An 18,680-nucleotide genomic window follows, 5' to 3' on the forward strand; every position below is an offset into this window, starting at 1 on the left:
CATGGGTGCAGCACCCGCAGTGCGGCTGCGGGTGCTGCGCCTCCGCTCAAGCATCGTACGTAACAAATAGGTAGGGCGACTCGACCATGGCTGAAATCCAAGCGGACACGTCGGCATCGACCGAGGCGATCGCCATCGTCGGTATGTCCTGCCGACTGCCGCATGCGGAGAACCCCGCGCAACTGTGGCAACTGCTGCGCGACGGCCGCAGTGCGATTGGCGCGCCCCCAGCAGGCCGCCCCGAACTGCTCTCTCGGCCGGGGGGCTATCTCGAGGACGTCAGCGGCTTTGATGCAGGCTTCTTCGGCATCAGTCCGAGTGAGGCGTCGTCGATGGATCCGCAGCAGCGGCTGATGCTTGAGCTCGCCTGGGAGGCACTGGAGGACGCCAGGATCCTCCCGTCCGATCTTGCCGATAGTCGGACCGGTGTCTTCGTCGGGGTTATCGCCGACGATTATGCTGCCCTCACGCGTCAGCACGGGGTCGAAGCCATCACCCGCCACACCCTGACCGGTCTCAACCGCGGCGTCGTTGCCAACCGGATCTCCTACACCCTGGGTCTGCACGGACCGAGTGCGGCCGTGGACACCGGCCAGTCCTCCTCGCTGGTCGCTGTGCACCTGGCAGTCGAGAGCCTGCGCCGCGGCGAGTCCGCCATGGCCATCGCCGGCGGTGTCAACCTCAATTTGGTGCCGGACAGCACCATCGGCGCGGAGCGGTTCGGCGCACTTTCACCAGACGGTCTCAGCTTCACTTTCGACGCCAGGGCGAATGGATATGTACGCGGTGAGGGCGGCGCGTTCGTGGTGCTCAAGCCGCTGCACGCCGCCGTAGCAGACGGCGACCCGGTCTACTGCGTGCTGCACGGCAGCGCGATGAACAACGACGGGACGACCGAGGGTCTCACCGTACCGAGTCCGGCTGGCCAGCAGGATGTCCTGCGGCAGGCGTACGAGCGTGCCAAGGTGTCCGCGGAGCAGGTGCAGTACGTCGAATTGCACGGCACGGGTACCAAGGTGGGCGACCCGGTCGAAGCGTCGGCTCTGGGCGCGGTGCTCGGTGACGGCCGCGTGGACGGAGCTGAGCTGCGGGTCGGATCGGTGAAGACCAACGTCGGACACCTTGAGGGTGCCGCCGGCATCGTCGGCTTGCTGAAAGCGGCGCTCTGCATCCGTAACCGCGAGCTCGTGCCGAGCCTGAACTTCGAAGCCCCCAACCCAGACATTCCGTTCGACGAGTTGAAGGTCGCCGTACAGCGAAGCCTCGAGCCATGGCCGCGGCCGGACGAGCCGCTCTACGCAGGTGTCAGCTCGTTCGGTGTGGGCGGTACGAACTGCCACGTCGTGCTTTCGGACTGGCGCACCGAGTTGGCGGCGGAGGAGGAGTTGCCTGGCGCTGAGTCCGGCTCGGGTGTGGTGCCGTGGGTGGTGTCGGGTAAGTCGGCTGAGGCTGTGGCTGGTCAGGCGGGGCGGCTGGTGTCGTTCCTGGAGGAGCGTCCGGGGCTGGATGTCGCGGCGGTGGGTCGTTCGCTTGTGGTGTCGCGTGCTCGTTTCGATCATCGTGCGGTGGTTGTGGGGGAGACTCGCGAGGAGCTTCTGGCGGGTGTTCGGGCGTTGGCTGCGGGTGTGCCTGCGGCTGGTGTGGTGTCGGGTCGTGCGGTGCCGGGTGGTGCGGGTAAGACGGTGTTCGTGTTCCCGGGTCAGGGTTCGCAGTGGCAGGGCATGGCTCTGGAACTCCTCGACTCCTCCGCGGTGTTCGCCGCCCGGCTGGTGGAGTGTGAGCGGGCGTTGGCGCCGTTCACGGACTGGTCGCTGCTGGATGTGCTGCGCGGTGTGGAGGGGGCGCCCGGTTTTGATCGGGTGGAGGTGGTGCAGCCGGCGCTGTGGGCGGTGATGGTGTCCCTGGCCGCGTTGTGGCGTTCGGTGGGCATCGAGCCGGATGCGGTGATCGGTCACTCGCAGGGCGAGATCGCGGCGGCCGCGGTGTCGGGGGCGCTGTCGCTGGACGACGCGGCGAAGGTCGTGGCGTTGCGTAGCCGGGCGATCGTGAAGCTGGCCGGTACGGGCGGGATGGTGTCGGTAGCTCTGCCGGCCGACGAGGTTCGCGAGCTCATCGCCCATTGGGGCGGCGCGATCGATATCGCCGCACACAACGGCCCCGTGAGCACGGTCGTCTCCGGCGACCCGGAGGCCCTGGCCGACCTCGTCGCTCAAAGTGAGGTCAAGGGATACCGTGCCCGCACCGTTCCGGTCGACTACGCCTCTCACTCCGCCCACGTTGACTTGCTGGAGGATGAGCTGCGGGAGCTGTTGGCCGGCGTCACGCCGCGTACCGGTGACATCAGGTTCTTCTCCACTGTCACCGGGCAGCCGCTGAACGGTGAGGAGCTCGACGGCGGGTACTGGTTCCGCAACCTCCGCCAGACCGTCCAGTTGGAAGAGGCCACCCGTGCTCTGCTTGACGACGGGCATCGCGTCTTCATCGAGGTCAGTGCCCACCCGGTGCTTACCTCGGCCCTCAGTGACACGGCCGACGAGGCCGGCGTCGGCGGCACTGTTGTTGTCGGATCGCTGCGGCGCGACGACGGTGGACGGGATCGTTTCCTGGCCTCGGTCGCAGAGGCGCACGTCAACGGTGTGGGGGTGGAGTGGGAGCGGTTCCTGCCGGGTTCGGGTGTGGTGGATCTGCCCACGTATGCCTTCCAGCGTCAACGTTTCTGGCTGGATGGTTCGGCGATCGGGCCGGTCCAGGTCCCGACCGTTGCGGCAAGGCGGCGCGGTCCGAAGCGGTCCGCGCCGCGAGGCGATGAGCTGGAGCTGGTGCGTGCGCACGTGGCAGCAGTGCTCGGCCACGGATCGGCGCGCGACGTGGACATCGACACGACCTTTAAGGATCTGGGCTTCGACTCCGTCTCGGCCGTCGAGCTTCGGAACGCGCTGAACAGGGCCACCGGGCTCTCGCTGCCCTCCGGCCTCCTTTTCAACTACCCGACCCCGGCCATACTCGCCGAACACCTCGGTGGTCAGCTCCTCGGCCTGGACCAGGGCCAGGGCCAGGATGACGATGCGTACGAGGCTCTAGCCCTTGACGAGCCGATCGCGATCGTGGGCATGGCATGTCGGCTGCCGGGAGGGGTCGCCTCTCCGGAGGACCTGTGGCGTTTGGTGAGCAGCGAGGTCGATGCGGTCGACGGATTCCCGACCAACCGAGGCTGGGACCTTGATTCGCTCTTCGCCCCCGATTCGGACAGCCCCGGCAAGACCTACGCCACCCAAGGTGGCTTCCTGCACGATGCGGACCGGTTCGATGCCGAGTTCTTCGGCATCAGTCCCCGCGAGGCGGCGGCGATGGAGCCCCAGCAGCGGCTGCTGCTGGAGACGGCCTGGGAGGCCTTCGAGCAGGCGGGCATCGACCCCGCCGCGCTGCGCGGCACCCGCACCGGTGTGTACGTGGGCGCGACGGCACAGGAGTACGGGCCGCGGCTGCACGAGCCGTCCGGCGGATACGACGGCTACCTGCTGACGGGCAACACCGCCAGTGTGGCCTCGGGCCGGCTGGCCTACACCTTCGGGCTGGAGGGCCCGGCGGTGACGGTCGACACCGCCTGCTCGTCCTCGCTCGTCGCGCTTCACCTCGCCGCGCAGTCGCTGCGCCAGGGCGAGTCCTCCGTGGCCATCGCCGGCGGTGTGTCCGTCATGGCCACGCCCGGCATGTTCGTGGAGTTCTCCCGGCAGCGCGGGCTGTCGCCGGACGGGCGTTGCAAGGCGTTCTCCTCGTCGGCGGACGGTACGGGCTGGGCCGAGGGTGTGGGTCTGCTGGTGCTGGAGCGGCTGTCGGACGCGGAGCGCAACGGGCACCAGGTGCTCGCGGTGATCCGTGGTTCCGCCGTGAACCAGGATGGTGCGAGCAACGGTCTGACGGCCCCGAACGGGCCTTCGCAGGAGCGGGTCATCCGCGCCGCGCTGGCCAACGCCCGCCTGTCGGCGTCCGAGGTGGACGCGGTGGAGGCGCACGGCACGGGCACCAAGCTCGGCGACCCGATCGAGGCGCAGGCGCTGCTGGCCACCTACGGCCAGGACCGCGAAGAGCCGCTTCGACTCGGCTCGCTGAAGTCGAACATCGGTCACACGCAGGCCGCGGCGGGTGTCGCGGGCGTGATCAAGATGATCACGGCCATGCGTAACGGGGTTCTCCCGGCGACGCTGCACGTGGACGAGCCGACCTCGCACGTCGATTGGTCGGCCGGCGCGGTGGAGCTGTTGACGCAGGCCCAGGAGTGGCCGGAGCTCGACCGTCCGCGCCGGGCGGGCATCTCGTCCTTCGGCATCAGCGGTACCAACGCACACCTCATCGTCGAGCAGGTCACGGAGATCGAAGCTCCGGTGGAGGAGCTGTCGGTGTCGGGTCCGGTGCCGTGGGTGGTGTCGGGCAAGTCGGGGGCTGCTCTGTCGGAGCAGGCGGATCGGCTGGTGTCGTTCCTGGAGGAGCGGCCGGAGCTGGACGTCGTGGCTGTGGGCCGTTCGCTGGCCGTATCGCGTGCTCGTTTCGATCACCGTGCGGTGGTCGTGGGGGAGACCCGTGAGGAACTCCTGGACGCGCTGCGGGCGCTGACCCCGGGCGAGGCCGTCTCGGCGGGTTCGGTGGCGTTCCTGTTCTCCGGGCAGGGTAGTCAGCGTGTGGGTATGGGCCGTGAGCTGTATGCGGCGGAGCCGGTGTTCGCGGCTGCGTTCGACGAGGTTGTCGGGGCGTTGGATGTCCACTTGGACCGTTCGCTCGCCGGGGTGATCGAGGGTGAGTCGGAGCTGCTTCAGCGGACAGTGTTCACTCAGCCGGCGTTGTTCGCGGTCGAGGTGGCCCTGTTCCGTCTGCTGTCTCATTACGGGGTGACCCCGGATTATCTGGTGGGTCATTCGGTGGGTGAGCTGGCGGCGGCCCATGTGGCGGGTGTGCTGTCTCTTGAGGACGCTGCGCGTTTGGTGTGTGCGCGGGCGCGTCTGATGGAGGGTGTTGCCGAGGGTGGGGCGATGGTTGCCCTGAACGCGGGTGAAGCGCACGTTGCCGGGTGGCTTGAGGGTCGTTCCGGTGTGGATGTGGCCGGGTTCAACAGCCCTGCCAGCACCGTGATTTCGGGTGACGAGACAGCAGTGCTCGAAGTCCTGGAGCTGGCTCGCGGGGAGGGTGTGAAGGCGACGCGGCTGAAGGTGAGCCATGCTTTCCACTCCGCGCACCTGGACGGAATGCTGGCGGAGCTCACCGAGATCGCCCGGACTCTGACCTACTCGGCTCCCCGGATCCCGGTCGTTTCGAATGTCACCGGTGAGGTGGTTGAGGGGTTCACTGCCGAGTACTGGGCTGTTCAGGCCCGTTCGGCGGTCCGTTTCGCCGACGGCATCGCCACGCTGGCCGGTCTTGGTGTGACGGCGTTCGTGGAGCTGGGGCCCGACGGGACGCTTGCGGGTCTGACGGGCGAGTGCCTGGCCGACACCGAGGGCATCGTCGTGGTTCCGGTGCTGCGCAAGGACCGTGCCGAGAAGCATTCCCTCCTCGCCGCCCTGGGCGCTGTGCACGCACATGGTGTGGGTGTGGACTGGGAGGGGTTCCTGCCGGGTTCCGGTGTGGTGGAGATGCCGACGTATGCGTTCCAGCGTGAGCGTTTCTGGTTGAATGCGCCGCGTTCCGGTGATGCGGCGGGTCTGGGCCTGACGGCTGTGGATCATCCGTTGTTGGCTGCGGTGATCACGGAGCCCGATGGTGATGCGGTGCAGTTCTCGGCTTCGGTGTCGTTGTCTTCGCATCCGTGGCTGGCTGATCACGCGATGGGTGGGACGGTCCTGGTTCCGGGGACGGTGTTCCTGGAGCTCGCGGGCACCGCGGCCGAGCAGCTGGGTCACGCCACCGTCGAGGAACTCACCCTCCAGGCACCCCTGATCCTCTCGGAGAAGACGGGCGCTCAGCTGCGGCTGACCGTCGACCGGGCCGACGCGCGCGGCGATCGTCAGTTCACCGTGTACTCGCGGACCGGCGAAGAGCAGTGGACCGCCCACGCGGCCGGCCTGCTCACGTCCTCCGTCCCCTCGCCGGGCGTTTCCCTGGACCAGTGGCCCCCGGCCGATGGCACCCCCATCCCGCTGGACGGCGTCTACGACCGCCTCGACGACTTGGGCTACGGCTACGGGCCGGCCTTCCACGGTCTGCGCGCCGCCTGGCGCGCCGGTGACGACCTGTTCGCCGAGGTCGCCCTGCCCGACCAGCTCCACACCGAAGCCGCGTGCTTCGGTGTGCACCCCGCCCTCCTCGACGCGGTTCTGCACCCGCTCGTGCTGGAGGCCGCGGCCTCGGCGCAGGACGACAGCACGATCCTTCTGCCGTTCTCGTTCTCGGGCTTCGTGCTGCACGCGGTCGGTGCCACGGTGCTGCGCGTCCGATGGACCCGTACCGGCCAGGACACGGCCCGTCTCGCCCTCGCCGACGGCGCCGGCGCTCCGGTGGCGGCGATCGAGTCGGTCGCCCTGCGGCCGATCGCCCGCGATCAGCTCGCCGTTGCCGGCCCGGCCGTGGAGTCCCTGTACCGGGTGACCTGGGAGGCCGTCCCGGCGGCCGAGCCGGTCGCCGACCAGCGGTGGGTCCGGCTGGGCGAGGCGCCCTACGCCGACCTCGCCGCGCTCAGCGCTGCGGTCGACGCGGGATCTGCCGTACCGGAGTTCGTGGTGATCGGCGAGCAGGAGCTCGTCGTCGGCACCACCGGTGATGTACTCGACCAGACCCACGCCACGGCGGCGCGAGGGCTGGAGGCGGTGCGGGAATGGCTGGCCGCCCCGCAGTTCGCGGAGAGCCGCCTCGTCCTCGTCGTCCCGGACAGTGCGCTGCACACGGCCCCGCTCGTGGGCCTGATGCGTACTGCGCAGACCGAGCAGCCCGACCGACTGGTCCTCGCCCACTTGGATGAGGGTGGTCTGGAGCTGCTGCCTGCCGTGTTGGCTTCGGGTGAGCCTGAGGTGGCGGTGCGGGGCGGCGGGTTGTTCGTGCCGCGTCTGGCGCGTGCTGCGGGTGTCGTGGCGGGTGTGGTGGAGGGTCTGGATCCGGAGGGTACGGTCCTGGTGACCGGTGCTCTGGGTACGTTGGGCCGTCTGGTGGCGCGTCGGTTGGTGACGCATCACGGAGCGCGGCACCTGCTGTTGGTGTCGCGTCGTGGTGGTGAGACTCCGGGTGCTGCCGAGTTCGTGGCGGAGCTGGCGGAGTTGGGTGCGCGGGCTCGGGTGGCGGCGTCTGACGTGTCGGACTTCGACGCGCTGGCGGGTCTGTTGGATGGGGTCGCGGTCGAGCGTCCGCTGACTGCCGTGGTGCATACGGCGGGTGTCTTGGACGATGCGACGGTCGCGTCGCTGTCGGCCGGTCATCTGGAGCGGGTGATGCGTCCGAAGGTGGACGCGGCCTGGAACCTCCACCGCCTCACCGAGTCCCTCGGCCTCGCCTCGTTCGTCATGTTCTCGTCCATCGCGGGTCTCATGGGCAACGCCGGCCAGGCCAACTACGCGGCCGCGAACACCTTCCTCGACGCCCTCGCGCAGCACCGCCGCGCCCAGAACCTGCCCGCCACCTCCCTCGCGTGGAGCCTGTGGGACAGCGCCGACGGCATGGCCGGAACCCTCGCCGGCGCCGACGTCGCGCGGTGGAAGCGGAGCGGAATCGTCCCGCTGACCCCGGAACTGGGTCTCGATCTGTTCGACGCGGCGCTCGCCTCGGCGGAGCCGCTGCTGGTCCCCGCCGAACTCGACCTGGGCGCCCTGCGCGCCCGGGCCGAGGAGAACGCGCTCCCCGAGCTGTTCGCCGGCCTGGTCCGCGTCCGCCGCCGGCAGGCGGCCGGCGCCGCCCGCGGCGCCGACTCGTCGTGGGTCCAGCGGCTGCTCGCGCTGGCCGCGCAGGAGCGGGCGCAGGCCGTACTCCAGACCGTACGGGAGACCGTGGGGCTGGTTCTCGGGCACGGGGCCAACGCCGACATCGACCCGGCCAAGGCCTTCATGGACATCGGCTTCGACTCCCTCACGGGTGTCGAATTGCGCAACCGGCTCAACTCGGTGACCGGTCTGCGACTGCCCACCACCCTCGTGTTCGACCACCCGTCGCCCCAGGCGGTGGCGGACTTCCTGCTGGACCGGCTCGACGCGACCACAATGGCCGTCGTCCCGTCGGTGGCCGCCCACGCCCCGGGACTGGACGAGCCGATCGCCGTGGTCGGTATGGGGTGCCGCTACCCGGGCGGGGTCTCCTCGCCGGAGGACCTGTGGCGGCTCGTGGCGGAGGGCCGGGACGCGATCGACGAGTTCCCGTCCGACCGCGGCTGGGACGTGGAAGGCCTCTTCGACCCGGACCCCGAGAAGATCGGCAAGTCGTACACGCGCAAGGGCGGATTCCTCTACGAGGCCGCCGAGTTCGATGCCGAGTTCTTCAGCCTGAGTCCGCGTGAGGCGATCGCGACCGACCCACAGCAGCGTGTGCTGCTTGAGGTCGTGTGGGAGGCGCTGGAGCGTGCGGGAATCGACCCCGCCTCGCTGCGCGGTTCCTCGACCGGTGTCTACGCGGGTGTGATGTACAACGACTACGGGTCGCGGCTGGGGAGTGCTCCGGAGGGCTTCGAGGGGCATTTGCTGACGGGCACGATCGGGAGTGTCCTGTCGGGTCGGGTGGCTTACACGTTCGGTCTTGAGGGGCCGGCGGTGACGCTGGACACGGCGTGTTCCTCGTCGCTGGTAGCGGTGCACCTGGCCGCTCAGGCGCTGCGCCAGGGCGAGTGCTCGATGGCACTCGCCGGCGGTGTCACCGTGATGTCCACGCCGACGACCTTTGTCGAGTTCTCGCGTCAGCGTGGTCTGTCGCCGGACGGGACCTGCAAGTCGTTCGCGGCCTCGGCGGACGGTACGGGTTGGTCCGAGGGCGTGGGCATGCTGGTGCTGGAGCGTCTGTCGGACGCTCAGCGGCTCGGGCACAACATCCTTGGTGTGATCCGTGGTTCCGCGGTCAACCAGGACGGTGCGAGCAACGGCCTCACCGCCCCCAACGGGCCCTCGCAGGAACGCGTCATCCGCCAGGCCCTCGCCAACGCCCGCCTCGCTCCGCACGAGGTGGACGCGGTCGAGGCGCACGGCACCGGTACCCGGCTCGGTGACCCGATCGAGGCCAACGCGCTGCTGGCCACCTACGGCCAGGACCGCGAAGAGCCGCTGCGTCTGGGATCGATCAAGTCGAACATCGGTCACACGCAGGCTGCCGCGGGTGTCGCGGGCATCATCAAGATGCTGATGGCGATGCGTAACGGGGAGCTTCCGGCGACGCTGCACGTGGACGAGCCGACGCCGCACGTCGACTGGTCGACGGGTGCGGTGGAGCTGGTCACCGAGCGTCGGGCCTGGCCGGAGGTGGCGCGTCCGCGTCGCGCGGCCGTGTCCTCGTTCGGTATCAGTGGTACGAACGCGCATGTGGTCCTGGAGCAGGGCCCGGAGCCGGTCGTGGCCGGTGAGCCGGTGGTGGCGGGGCTTCCGCTGGTGGTCTCGGCGAAGAGCGAGGCGGCCCTGGCGGCGCGTGCCGGCCAGGTGCGTGAGCTGCTGGCCTCGGAGACCGCCGATTCGGCGCGGGTGGCTTCGGCTCTCGCGACCCGGGTCCCGCACCTCCCATTCCGGGCTACGGTTTCGGGCGCCGGCCGGGATGAGCTGTTGGCGGGTCTTGAGGCGCTGGCCTCGGGTGGGTCCGCGGCGAACCTGGTGCAGGGTGCGGTCACGGGCTCGGGTAAGACGGTGTTCGTGTTCCCGGGTCAGGGTTCGCAGTGGCAGGGCATGGCTCTGGAACTCCTCGACTCCTCCGCGGTGTTCGCCGCCCGGCTGGTGGAGTGTGAGCGGGCGTTGGCGCCGTTCACGGACTGGTCGCTGCTGGATGTGCTGCGCGGTGTGGAGGGGGCGCCCGGTTTTGATCGGGTGGAGGTGGTGCAGCCGGCGCTGTGGGCGGTGATGGTGTCCCTGGCCGCGTTGTGGCGTTCGGTGGGCATCGAGCCGGATGCGGTGATCGGTCACTCGCAGGGCGAGATCGCGGCGGCCGCGGTGTCGGGGGCGCTGTCGCTGGACGACGCGGCGAAGGTCGTGGCGTTGCGTAGCCGGGCGATCGTGAAGCTGGCCGGTACGGGCGGGATGGTGTCGGTAGCTCTGCCGGCCGACGAGGTTCGCGAGCTCATCACCCGTTGGGACGGCGCCATCGACATCGCCGCACACAACGGCCCGCGTTCCGTGGTGGTCGCCGGAGAGGTGACCGCTCTTGAGGAGATGGTCGCCTACTGCAAGGACAACAAGATGCGCGCCAAGCGCATCCCGGTCGACTACGCCTCCCACTCCGCGCACGTCGAAAGCCTGCGGGACGAGCTTCTCGAGGCCCTTTCCTCGCTCACCCCGCGCGCCGTCAAGGTGCCCTTCCTCTCCACCGTCACCGGGCAGCCGCTGGACGGCACGGAGCTCGACGGCTCGTACTGGTTCCGCAACCTCCGCCAGACCGTCCAGCTGGAGGAGGCCACCCGGACCCTGCTCGACCAGGGCCACCGCGTCTTCATCGAGGCCAGCGCCCACCCGGTGCTGACCATCGCGCTCCAGGAGACGATCGACGACACGTCGTACGACAGCGCCGTCACTGTGCCCTCGCTCCACCGTGACGAGGGTGGACTCGACGACTTCCTCGCCTCCGCGGCGCAGGCCCACGTCTCGGGCGCCCCGCTCGACTGGGCTGCCGTGGTCGGCGGACCCGGCGCGGTCGTCGACCTGCCGACCTACCCCTTCCAGCGCCGGCGCCACTGGCTGGAGGGCCCGGCGCCGGCCGGGGACGCGGGCGGGCTCGGCATGGCCGCCGAGCGGCACCCGCTCATCGGCGCCGCGCTCTGGATGGCCGACGAGGACAAGCTGGTCCTGAGCAGCAGGATCGCCCTGAACACGCAGCCCTGGCTGGCGGACCACGCCGTGGCCGGCACCGTGCTGCTCCCCGGTACCGCCTTCGTGGACCTCGCCATCCGGGCGGGTGACCACACGGGCCTCGACCAGCTCGACGAGCTGACCCTCCAGGCACCGCTGGTGCTGGCCGGCCGCGGCGGAGTACAGCTCCAGGTCGTGGTCGACGCTCCGGACGAGGAGGGCCGGCGCGCGCTGTCGGTCCACTCCCGCCCGGAGCCCGAGTCCGACGACGCCGCGATCCACCCGTGGACCCTGCACGCCACCGGCGTACTGGGTCACGCGGAAGGACGTGCGGGCGTACCGGCCGACACCGCCTGGCCCCCGGCCGGCGCCGAGCCGGTCGACCTGACGGCGGCGTACGACACGCTCGCCGAGCGGGGCTTCCAGTACGGACCCACCTTCCAGGGCCTGCGGGCGCTGTGGCGCGCCGGCCAGGAGATGTTCGCCGAGGTCGCGCTCCCGAAGGACGTCCCCCTGGGCGAGTTCGGGATCCACCCGGCCCTCCTCGACGCCGCCCTGCACCCGCTGGCGCTCGCGGAGGACGGCCGCCTGGCGCTGCCGTTCGCCTGGACCGGCGTTCGGCTGCACGCGGTGAACGCCAGCGTGCTGCGCGTACGGATCACTCCGGAAGGCTCGGGTGCCGCCCTGTCCCTCGCCGACGCGAGCGGTGCGCCGATCGCGTCGGTGAAGACGCTCAGCCTGCGGGCCGTGGACCCCGCGCAGCTGGCCGGCTCGGGCACCCCCCGCCAGCCGCTGCTCCAGGTGGAGTGGACGACCGCCCCGGAAAGCGCCCCGACCGCCGGATGGGCCGTCCTCGACGACTCCGACAGCGGCTGGCGGGGGCTGCCCGCCCCTCTGGGCAGCTATTCGGACCTCGCCGGCATGGTCGGAACCCCGCCGCTCGTCGTGGTCCCCTTCCCCGGCGAGGACGGCCCCGGCGCCGTGGCGCACCGGGCCCTGAGGCTGGCCCAGGAGTGGCTCGCCGAGGAGCGGTTCGCCGACTCGCGCCTGGTCTTCGTGACCCGTGACGCGACCACCGCCCGCACGGAGGCCGGACTCGGCTCGGCTCCCGTCTGGGGGCTGGTGCGTACCGCCATGGCCGAGAACCCCGACCGGTTCGGCCTGCTGGACCTGACGGACTGGGACCTCTCCGAGGCCGAGCTCGGCCGTGCGCTGGCCGTACCGGACGCGCAGGTGAGCCTGCGGGACGGGGCACTGCTCGTACCGCGACTGGTCAAGTCGCCCACGACGGGCGACACCGTGCCCGCCCTGAACCCCGAGGGCACCGTGCTCATCACGGGCGCCACCGGCACCCTGGGCCAGCTGTTCGCCCGCCACCTCGTCGCCGAACACGGCGTACGGCACCTGCTGCTGGCGAGCCGCCGCGGCCGGGACGCGGCGGGCATGCTGGAGCTGGAGGCCGAACTCATGCTCCACGGAGCCGACGTGTCCGTGGTCGCCTGTGACACGGCCGACCGCATGGCGGTCGCCGAGATGCTGGACGCGATCCCCTCGGAGCACCCGCTCACCGCGGTCCTGCACACCGCCGGCGTCCTCGACGACGGCACGCTGCACGCCCTCACGGCCGAGCAGCTCGACACCGTACTGCGCCCCAAGGTCGATGCCGCCCGGCACCTGCACGAGCTGACGGCCGACCTGGAACTGGACGCGTTCGTCCTGTTCTCCTCGCTCGCCGGTACGGTCGGCACCGCAGGACAGGCCAACTACGCTGCGGCCAACACTTATCTGGACGCCCTCGCGCACCACCGCCAGGCCCTGGGCCTGCCCGGTACGTCGCTGGCCTGGGGCCTGTGGGCCGAGGGCAGCGGGATGACCGGTCACCTGACCGACGCCGACCTCGCCCGCATGTCCCGGGGCGGCATCGCCCCCATCGGCAGCGAGCAGGGGCTGGCGCTGTTCGACGCGGCCCTCGCGGCCCGTCGGCCGGTGCTCGTTCCGGCGCTGCTGGACTACACCGGACTGCGGGCACAGAGCGAGGACGGCACCCTGCCCGCGCTCTACCACGGCCTGGTGCGCCCGGCGCGGCGCGCCGCCGTCGGCGAGCAGGCGGGCAGGAACTCCCTCCAGGAACGCCTGGCGCCCCTGGCCCTCCAGGACCAGGAGCGCGCGCTGCTGGAACTGGTCCGCGGCGTGGTGGCCTCCGTACTGGGGTACACCGACGCCGACCAGGTCGCGCCCGACCGGGTCTTCAACGAGCTGGGGTTCGACTCGCTCAAGGCAGTGGAACTGCGCAACCGGCTGAACGCGGCCGCAGGTCTGAAGCTGCCCGCGACGCTGGTATTCGACTACCCGAACACGGTCGAGCTGGCCGGCTTCCTGCGGACCGAACTGCTCGGCCCGGCCGCCGCGGTGGCCGTGGCCGAACCGGTCGTCGGCGCCTCCGACGAGCCGATCGCGATCGTCGCGATGGCCTGCCGCTACCCGGGCGAGGTCAGCTCCCCGGAGGAGCTGTGGGCGCTGCTGTCCGACGAGCGGGACGCCATCGGCCCGTTCCCGAACGACCGCGGCTGGGACCTGGACGGCCTGTACGACACGGACCCCGACCACGTGGGCACCTCGTACACCCGGCACGGCGGATTCCTCTACGAGGCTCCGCAGTTCGACCCCGAGCTCTTCGGGGTGAGCGCCCGGGAGGCCACCGCCATCGACCCGCAGCAGCGCCTGCTGCTGGAAATCTGCTGGGAGGCCTTCGAGCGCGCGGGCATCGCCCCGACCTCTCTCAAGGGCAGCCAGACCGGTGTGTTCGCCGGTGTCATGGCCAACGACTACGCGGCACGCCTGAAGGACGCCCCCGAGGCCCTGGAGGGCTACCTGTCGGTCGGCAGCACGGTCAGTGTCGCCTCCGGCCGCGTCGCCTACACCTTCGGCCTGCAGGGACCGGCGATCACCGTCGACACCGCCTGCTCCTCCTCGCTCGTCTCCATCCACCTCGCCGCGCAGGCGCTGCGGAACGGCGAATGCGGGCTGGCCCTGGCCGGCGGTGTGACCGTACTGGCCGCGCCCACCCTGTTCGTCGAGTTCAGCCGGCAGCGCGGCCTGGCACCGGACGGCCGGTGCAAGTCCTTCTCCGCGCAGGCGGACGGGGCGGCCTGGGCCGAAGGCGCAGGAATCCTCCTGCTGGAGCGGCTCTCCGACGCCCAGCGCAACGGCCGCCGGATCCTCGGCGTGATCCGCGGAACCGCCGTCAACCAGGATGGTGCGAGCAACGGCCTCACCGCCCCCAACGGCCCCTCCCAGGAGCGGGTGATCCGCCAAGCCCTGACCAACGCGGGCCTGACCACCGCGGACGTCGACGCGCTGGAGGCCCACGGCACCGGCACCACGCTGGGCGACCCGATCGAGGCCCAGGCCGTACTCGCCACCTACGGGCAGGAGCGCCCGTCGCCCCTCCTGATGGGCTCCCTGAAGTCCAACATCGGACACTCCCAGGCCGCCGCCGGTGTGGCCGGCGTCATCAAGATGGTCATGGCGATGCAGCACGGGGTGCTCCCCAAGAGCCTCCACATCGACGAGCCCAGCCCGCACGTGGACTGGTCCGCCGGTGAGGTGGAACTGCTCACCGAGGCGGTGCCGTGGCCCGAGTCCGAGCGGCCGCGCCGGGCAGGCGTGTCCTCCTTCGGCATCAGTGGTACCAATGCCCACGTCATCGTGGAGCAGCCGCCGACCGAGGGGATGGTCCCGCCGGCCGAGCCGATGCCGGTCGTGCCGCTGCTGCTGTCCGCGCACAACGACGCGGCCCTGCTGGCGCAGGCCGACCAGGTGGGCGCGGCCCTCGCCGACACCGGGCAGCAGGACCTGGCATCGATGGGCCGGACCCTGGCCGTCGGACGGGCCGGACTGCCGCACCGCGCCGTGGTGGTGGCCTCCACCGCCACCGAAGCGGTCGACGGACTTGCGGCACTGACCGTGCGGGGTACACCCGTGGAAGGCCGTACGGCCTTCCTCTTCACCGGTCAGGGCAGCCAGCGACTCGGCATGGGCCGGGAGCTGTACACCGCCTACCCCGGCTACGCCGAGGCCCTGGACGCCGCATGCGAAGAGCTCGGCCAATGGCTGGAAACGCCGCTGCTCGACGTCCTCTTCGGTGAGGACCCGGCGCCGCTGGACCAGACCGGCTTCACGCAGGCCACCCTGTTCGCAACCGAGGTCGCGCTCTTCCGGCTCCTCGAAGGCTGGGGAGTACGGCCGGACTTCCTCGCGGGCCACTCCATCGGTGAGCTGGCCGCCGCGCACGTCGCCGGCGTCCTCTCGCTGGCGGACGCGGCGCAGCTCGTCGCGGCCCGCGGCCGGCTGATGCAGGCACTGCCCGGCGGCGGCGCGATGCTCGCCGTGCAGGCCGAGGAGCAGGAGGTGCTGCCGCTGCTCGCCGGACGGGAGGACCTGCTGGGCATCGCCGCCGTCAACGGCCCCACCTCCGTGGTGCTCTCGGGCGACGCGGAAGCCGTCGAGGCCATCGGAGCCGAACTCTCCGCCCAGGGACGCAAGACCAAGCGACTGCGCGTCAGCCACGCCTTCCACTCCCCGCACATGGACGCGATGCTGGACGAATTCCAAACGGTCGCGAAGGGGCTCACGTTCGCCGCGCCCACCATCCCCGTCGTCTCCACCCTGACCGGGCGGCCGGTCGGCGCCGAGGAACTGACCACGCCCGAGTACTGGGTCCGGCACGTCCGCCGGCCCGTGCGCTTCCTGGACGCGGCACGCGCCCTGGAGGCCGAAGGCGTACGGACCTTCCTGGAGCTCGGCCCGGACGGCGTGCTCAGCGCGATGGGGCAGGACTTCCTCGACGCGGGATCGCTCCTGGTCCCGGTGCTGCGCGGCGGGCGCCACGAGCCGCACACCGCCGTCACCGCCCTGGCCCACGCCCACGTACGGGGCGTGCCGGTGGACTGGCGCGCACTGTTCGGCGAGAACGCCGGACCGGCCGCGGACCTGCCGACCTACCCTTTCCAGCGCCGGCGCTACTGGCTCACGGAGGGTCCCGGCGGCGGCGACGTCACCTCGGCCGGACTCGACTCCGCACGGCACCCGCTGCTCGGGGCCGCGGTTCCGCTCGCCGACTCCGACGGTGTCCTGTTCACCGGCCGGATCTCGGCCCGCAGCCACCCCTGGTTCGCCGACCACGCCGTCGCCGGCACCCTGCTGGTCCCGGGCACGGCCCTGGTGGAGCTCGCGCTCCACGCGGGCGCCGCGCTCGGCTGCGAGCGGCTGGAGGAACTCGCCCTCCAGGCACCCCTGGTCCTTCCCGACGAGGGTGCGCTCCAGCTCCAGATCACCGTCGGCGGCCCCGACGGAGACGGCCGCAGGCCCGTCGCCGTCCACTCGCGCGGGGACCATGAAGGCGACGTCTGGGACCGGCACGCCACCGGAACCGTGGTGAACGCCGTTCCCGGCGGCCCCGAACCCGACCTCGCGTCCTGGCCTCCGGCCGGCGCCGAAGCCCAGCCGGTCGAGGACCTGTACGACCGCCTCGCCGACCAGGGCTACGGCTACGGCCCCGCCTTCCAGGGCCTCCAGGCGGCATGGCGCTCGGGCGAGGACCTCTACGCCGAGGTACGGCTGTCCGTCGACCCTGATGGATTCGCCCTGCACCCGGCACTGTTCGACGCCGCACTGCACGCGCTGCTCCTGGAGGAGTCGGCCGAACTACGGCTGCCCTTCTCCTTCGGCGGCGTCCAGCTGACCGGGTCCCCGACCGGCATCCTGCGGGTCAAGCTGTCGGCCGGCCCGGACGGAACGGTCGCGGTCAGCATCGCCGACGAGACGGGCGCGCCCGTCGCCACCGTCGCATCGCTCGCCCTGCGGGCCCTGCCGGCGGGGACCGCGCTGACCCGCCCCTCCGACCAGCACGTGTACGCGGTGGAGCGGGCCGGTGTGGAACTCCCCACCGGTGGCGACACGACCATCGTGGTCCTCGGCGAGGCCGACCTCGGACTCGTCGCCGAGCACCACGCCGACCTCGCCGACCTGGCCGCCTCGACGGCGGACGGCGCGGCCGCACCCGACGTGGTCGTCCTTCCGGTACGCCCAGCCACTGCGCAGGAGACCGGCCGGGTCACGGAGGAGGTGCTGGCGGTACTGCGGCAGTGGCTCGCCACCGACGCGCCGGCCGGAGCGCGGCTCGCCGTGGTCAGCACCGGGGAACTGGCGCACAGCGCACTCTCCGGGCTGATGCGGACCGCCGAGTCGGAACACCCGGGACGTTTCCAGCACGTGATCACGGACAGCCTGCCGGCCGGCCGCGAGCTGCTGGCCGCGGCCCTGGCCGATCCCCGACCGCAGCTCGAACTGCACGAGGGACAGGCTTACGTGACCCGGCTCGCCAAGGTCCCGTACCCGGTCCGGACCCCGGACATCGACGACGCGTTCGACCCGGAGCGTACGGTGCTGATCACCGGCGGCACGGGCGCACTCGGAGCCCAGGTCGCCCGGCACCTGGTGACCGGCCGCGGCGCCCGTCGCCTGCTGCTCACCAGTCGGCGAGGTGGGGCGCAGGACCTGGTCGCCGAACTGACGGCGCTCGGCGCGGACGTACGGGTCGCGACGTGCGACGCGGCCGACCCCGACGCGCTGGCCGGGCTGCTCGCCTCGATCCCGGACGAGCACCCGCTCACCGCGGTCGTGCACGCGGCCGGAGTCGTCGAGGACGCCACGCTGGAGGCCATGAGCCCGGAGAGCCTCTCCCGGGTCCTGCGGCCGAAGGTGGAAGCCGCCTGGAACCTGCACGAGCTGACCGCCGGACTGGAGCTGACGGACTTCGTCCTCTTCTCGTCCGTCGCCGGCCTGGTGGGCAACGCCGGACAGGCCAACTACGCCGCCGGCAACACCTTCCTGGACGCGCTCGCCGAACACCGGCGCGCCGAGGGCCTGCCCGCCGTGTCCCTCGCCTGGGGTATGTGGCAGGACGGGATGGCGAGCAACCTCGACCGTGCCGACCGGACCAGGCTCGCACGCAACGGGATCCTGCCGATGCCGACCGACCGGGCACTCGCCGCCCTCGACACGGCCCTGGCCGGAGCCAGGGCGCCACAAGCCGACGGCGAGGCGGGGATCCGACCGGTGCTCGCTCCGGTGGCACTCGACCTCGCGGTACTGCGGAGCCTCGGGGACGCACTGCCCGAGCTGTACCGGGGCCTGGTGCGCACAGAGCGCCGAGCCGGCCGGCGTACCTCCGCTCCGGCGGAGATCCCGCTGGCGCAGCGGCTCACGGGCCTGGACGGGGAAGAGCAGCAGCTGCTGCTGCTCGACCTCGTCAGGGAACAGGTCGGCATCGTCCTGGCCCACCCGGCCCCGCGGACGATCGACGTCCAGCGCGGACTGCTGGACCTGGGCTTCGACTCCCTCACCGCGGTCGAACTGCGCAACAGGCTGAACACCATCACCGAACTGCGGTTGCCCAGCACGCTCGCCTTCGACCACCCGACCACCCGAGCCGTCGCCGAATACCTGCGGGGCGAGCTGGTCGGCGAAGTGGCAGACCCGGTCCAGGCAGCCCTGGACGCACTTGAGGCCGCTCTCTCGGCCGCCGGCCCGTCGGACGGCGACGGACCGGCAGGAACGTACGCCGCGCGACTGCGCGGCCTGCTTCGGACGGTGGACGGCGGCCCCGACGGCGCCGACCTCGACCTGGCAACCGACGACGAACTCTTCGCAGCACTTGACAACGAACTCGGCAGGTAG

The 18,680-nt window shown here is 71.4% G+C and carries 1 protein-coding gene; it reads left to right on the forward strand.

Going from position 1 to position 18,680, the window contains the following annotated elements:
* Nucleotides 1-86: 86 nt before the first annotated feature.
* Nucleotides 87-18,680 carry a type I polyketide synthase gene (locus tag SLUN_RS31665; protein ID WP_108153371.1) on the forward strand — a complete coding sequence of 6,198 codons (18,594 nt, stop codon included), beginning with the start codon at nucleotides 87-89 and terminating at the stop codon, nucleotides 18,678-18,680.

The organism is Streptomyces lunaelactis (assembly GCF_003054555.1).
Taxonomy (GTDB): domain Bacteria; phylum Actinomycetota; class Actinomycetes; order Streptomycetales; family Streptomycetaceae; genus Streptomyces; species Streptomyces lunaelactis.

Excerpts from the sequence above, each read along its gene's own strand:
- SLUN_RS31665 (WP_108153371.1), top strand. The coding sequence starts at position 87 with ATGGCTGAAATCCAAGCGGACACGTCGGCATCGACCGAGGCGATCGCC.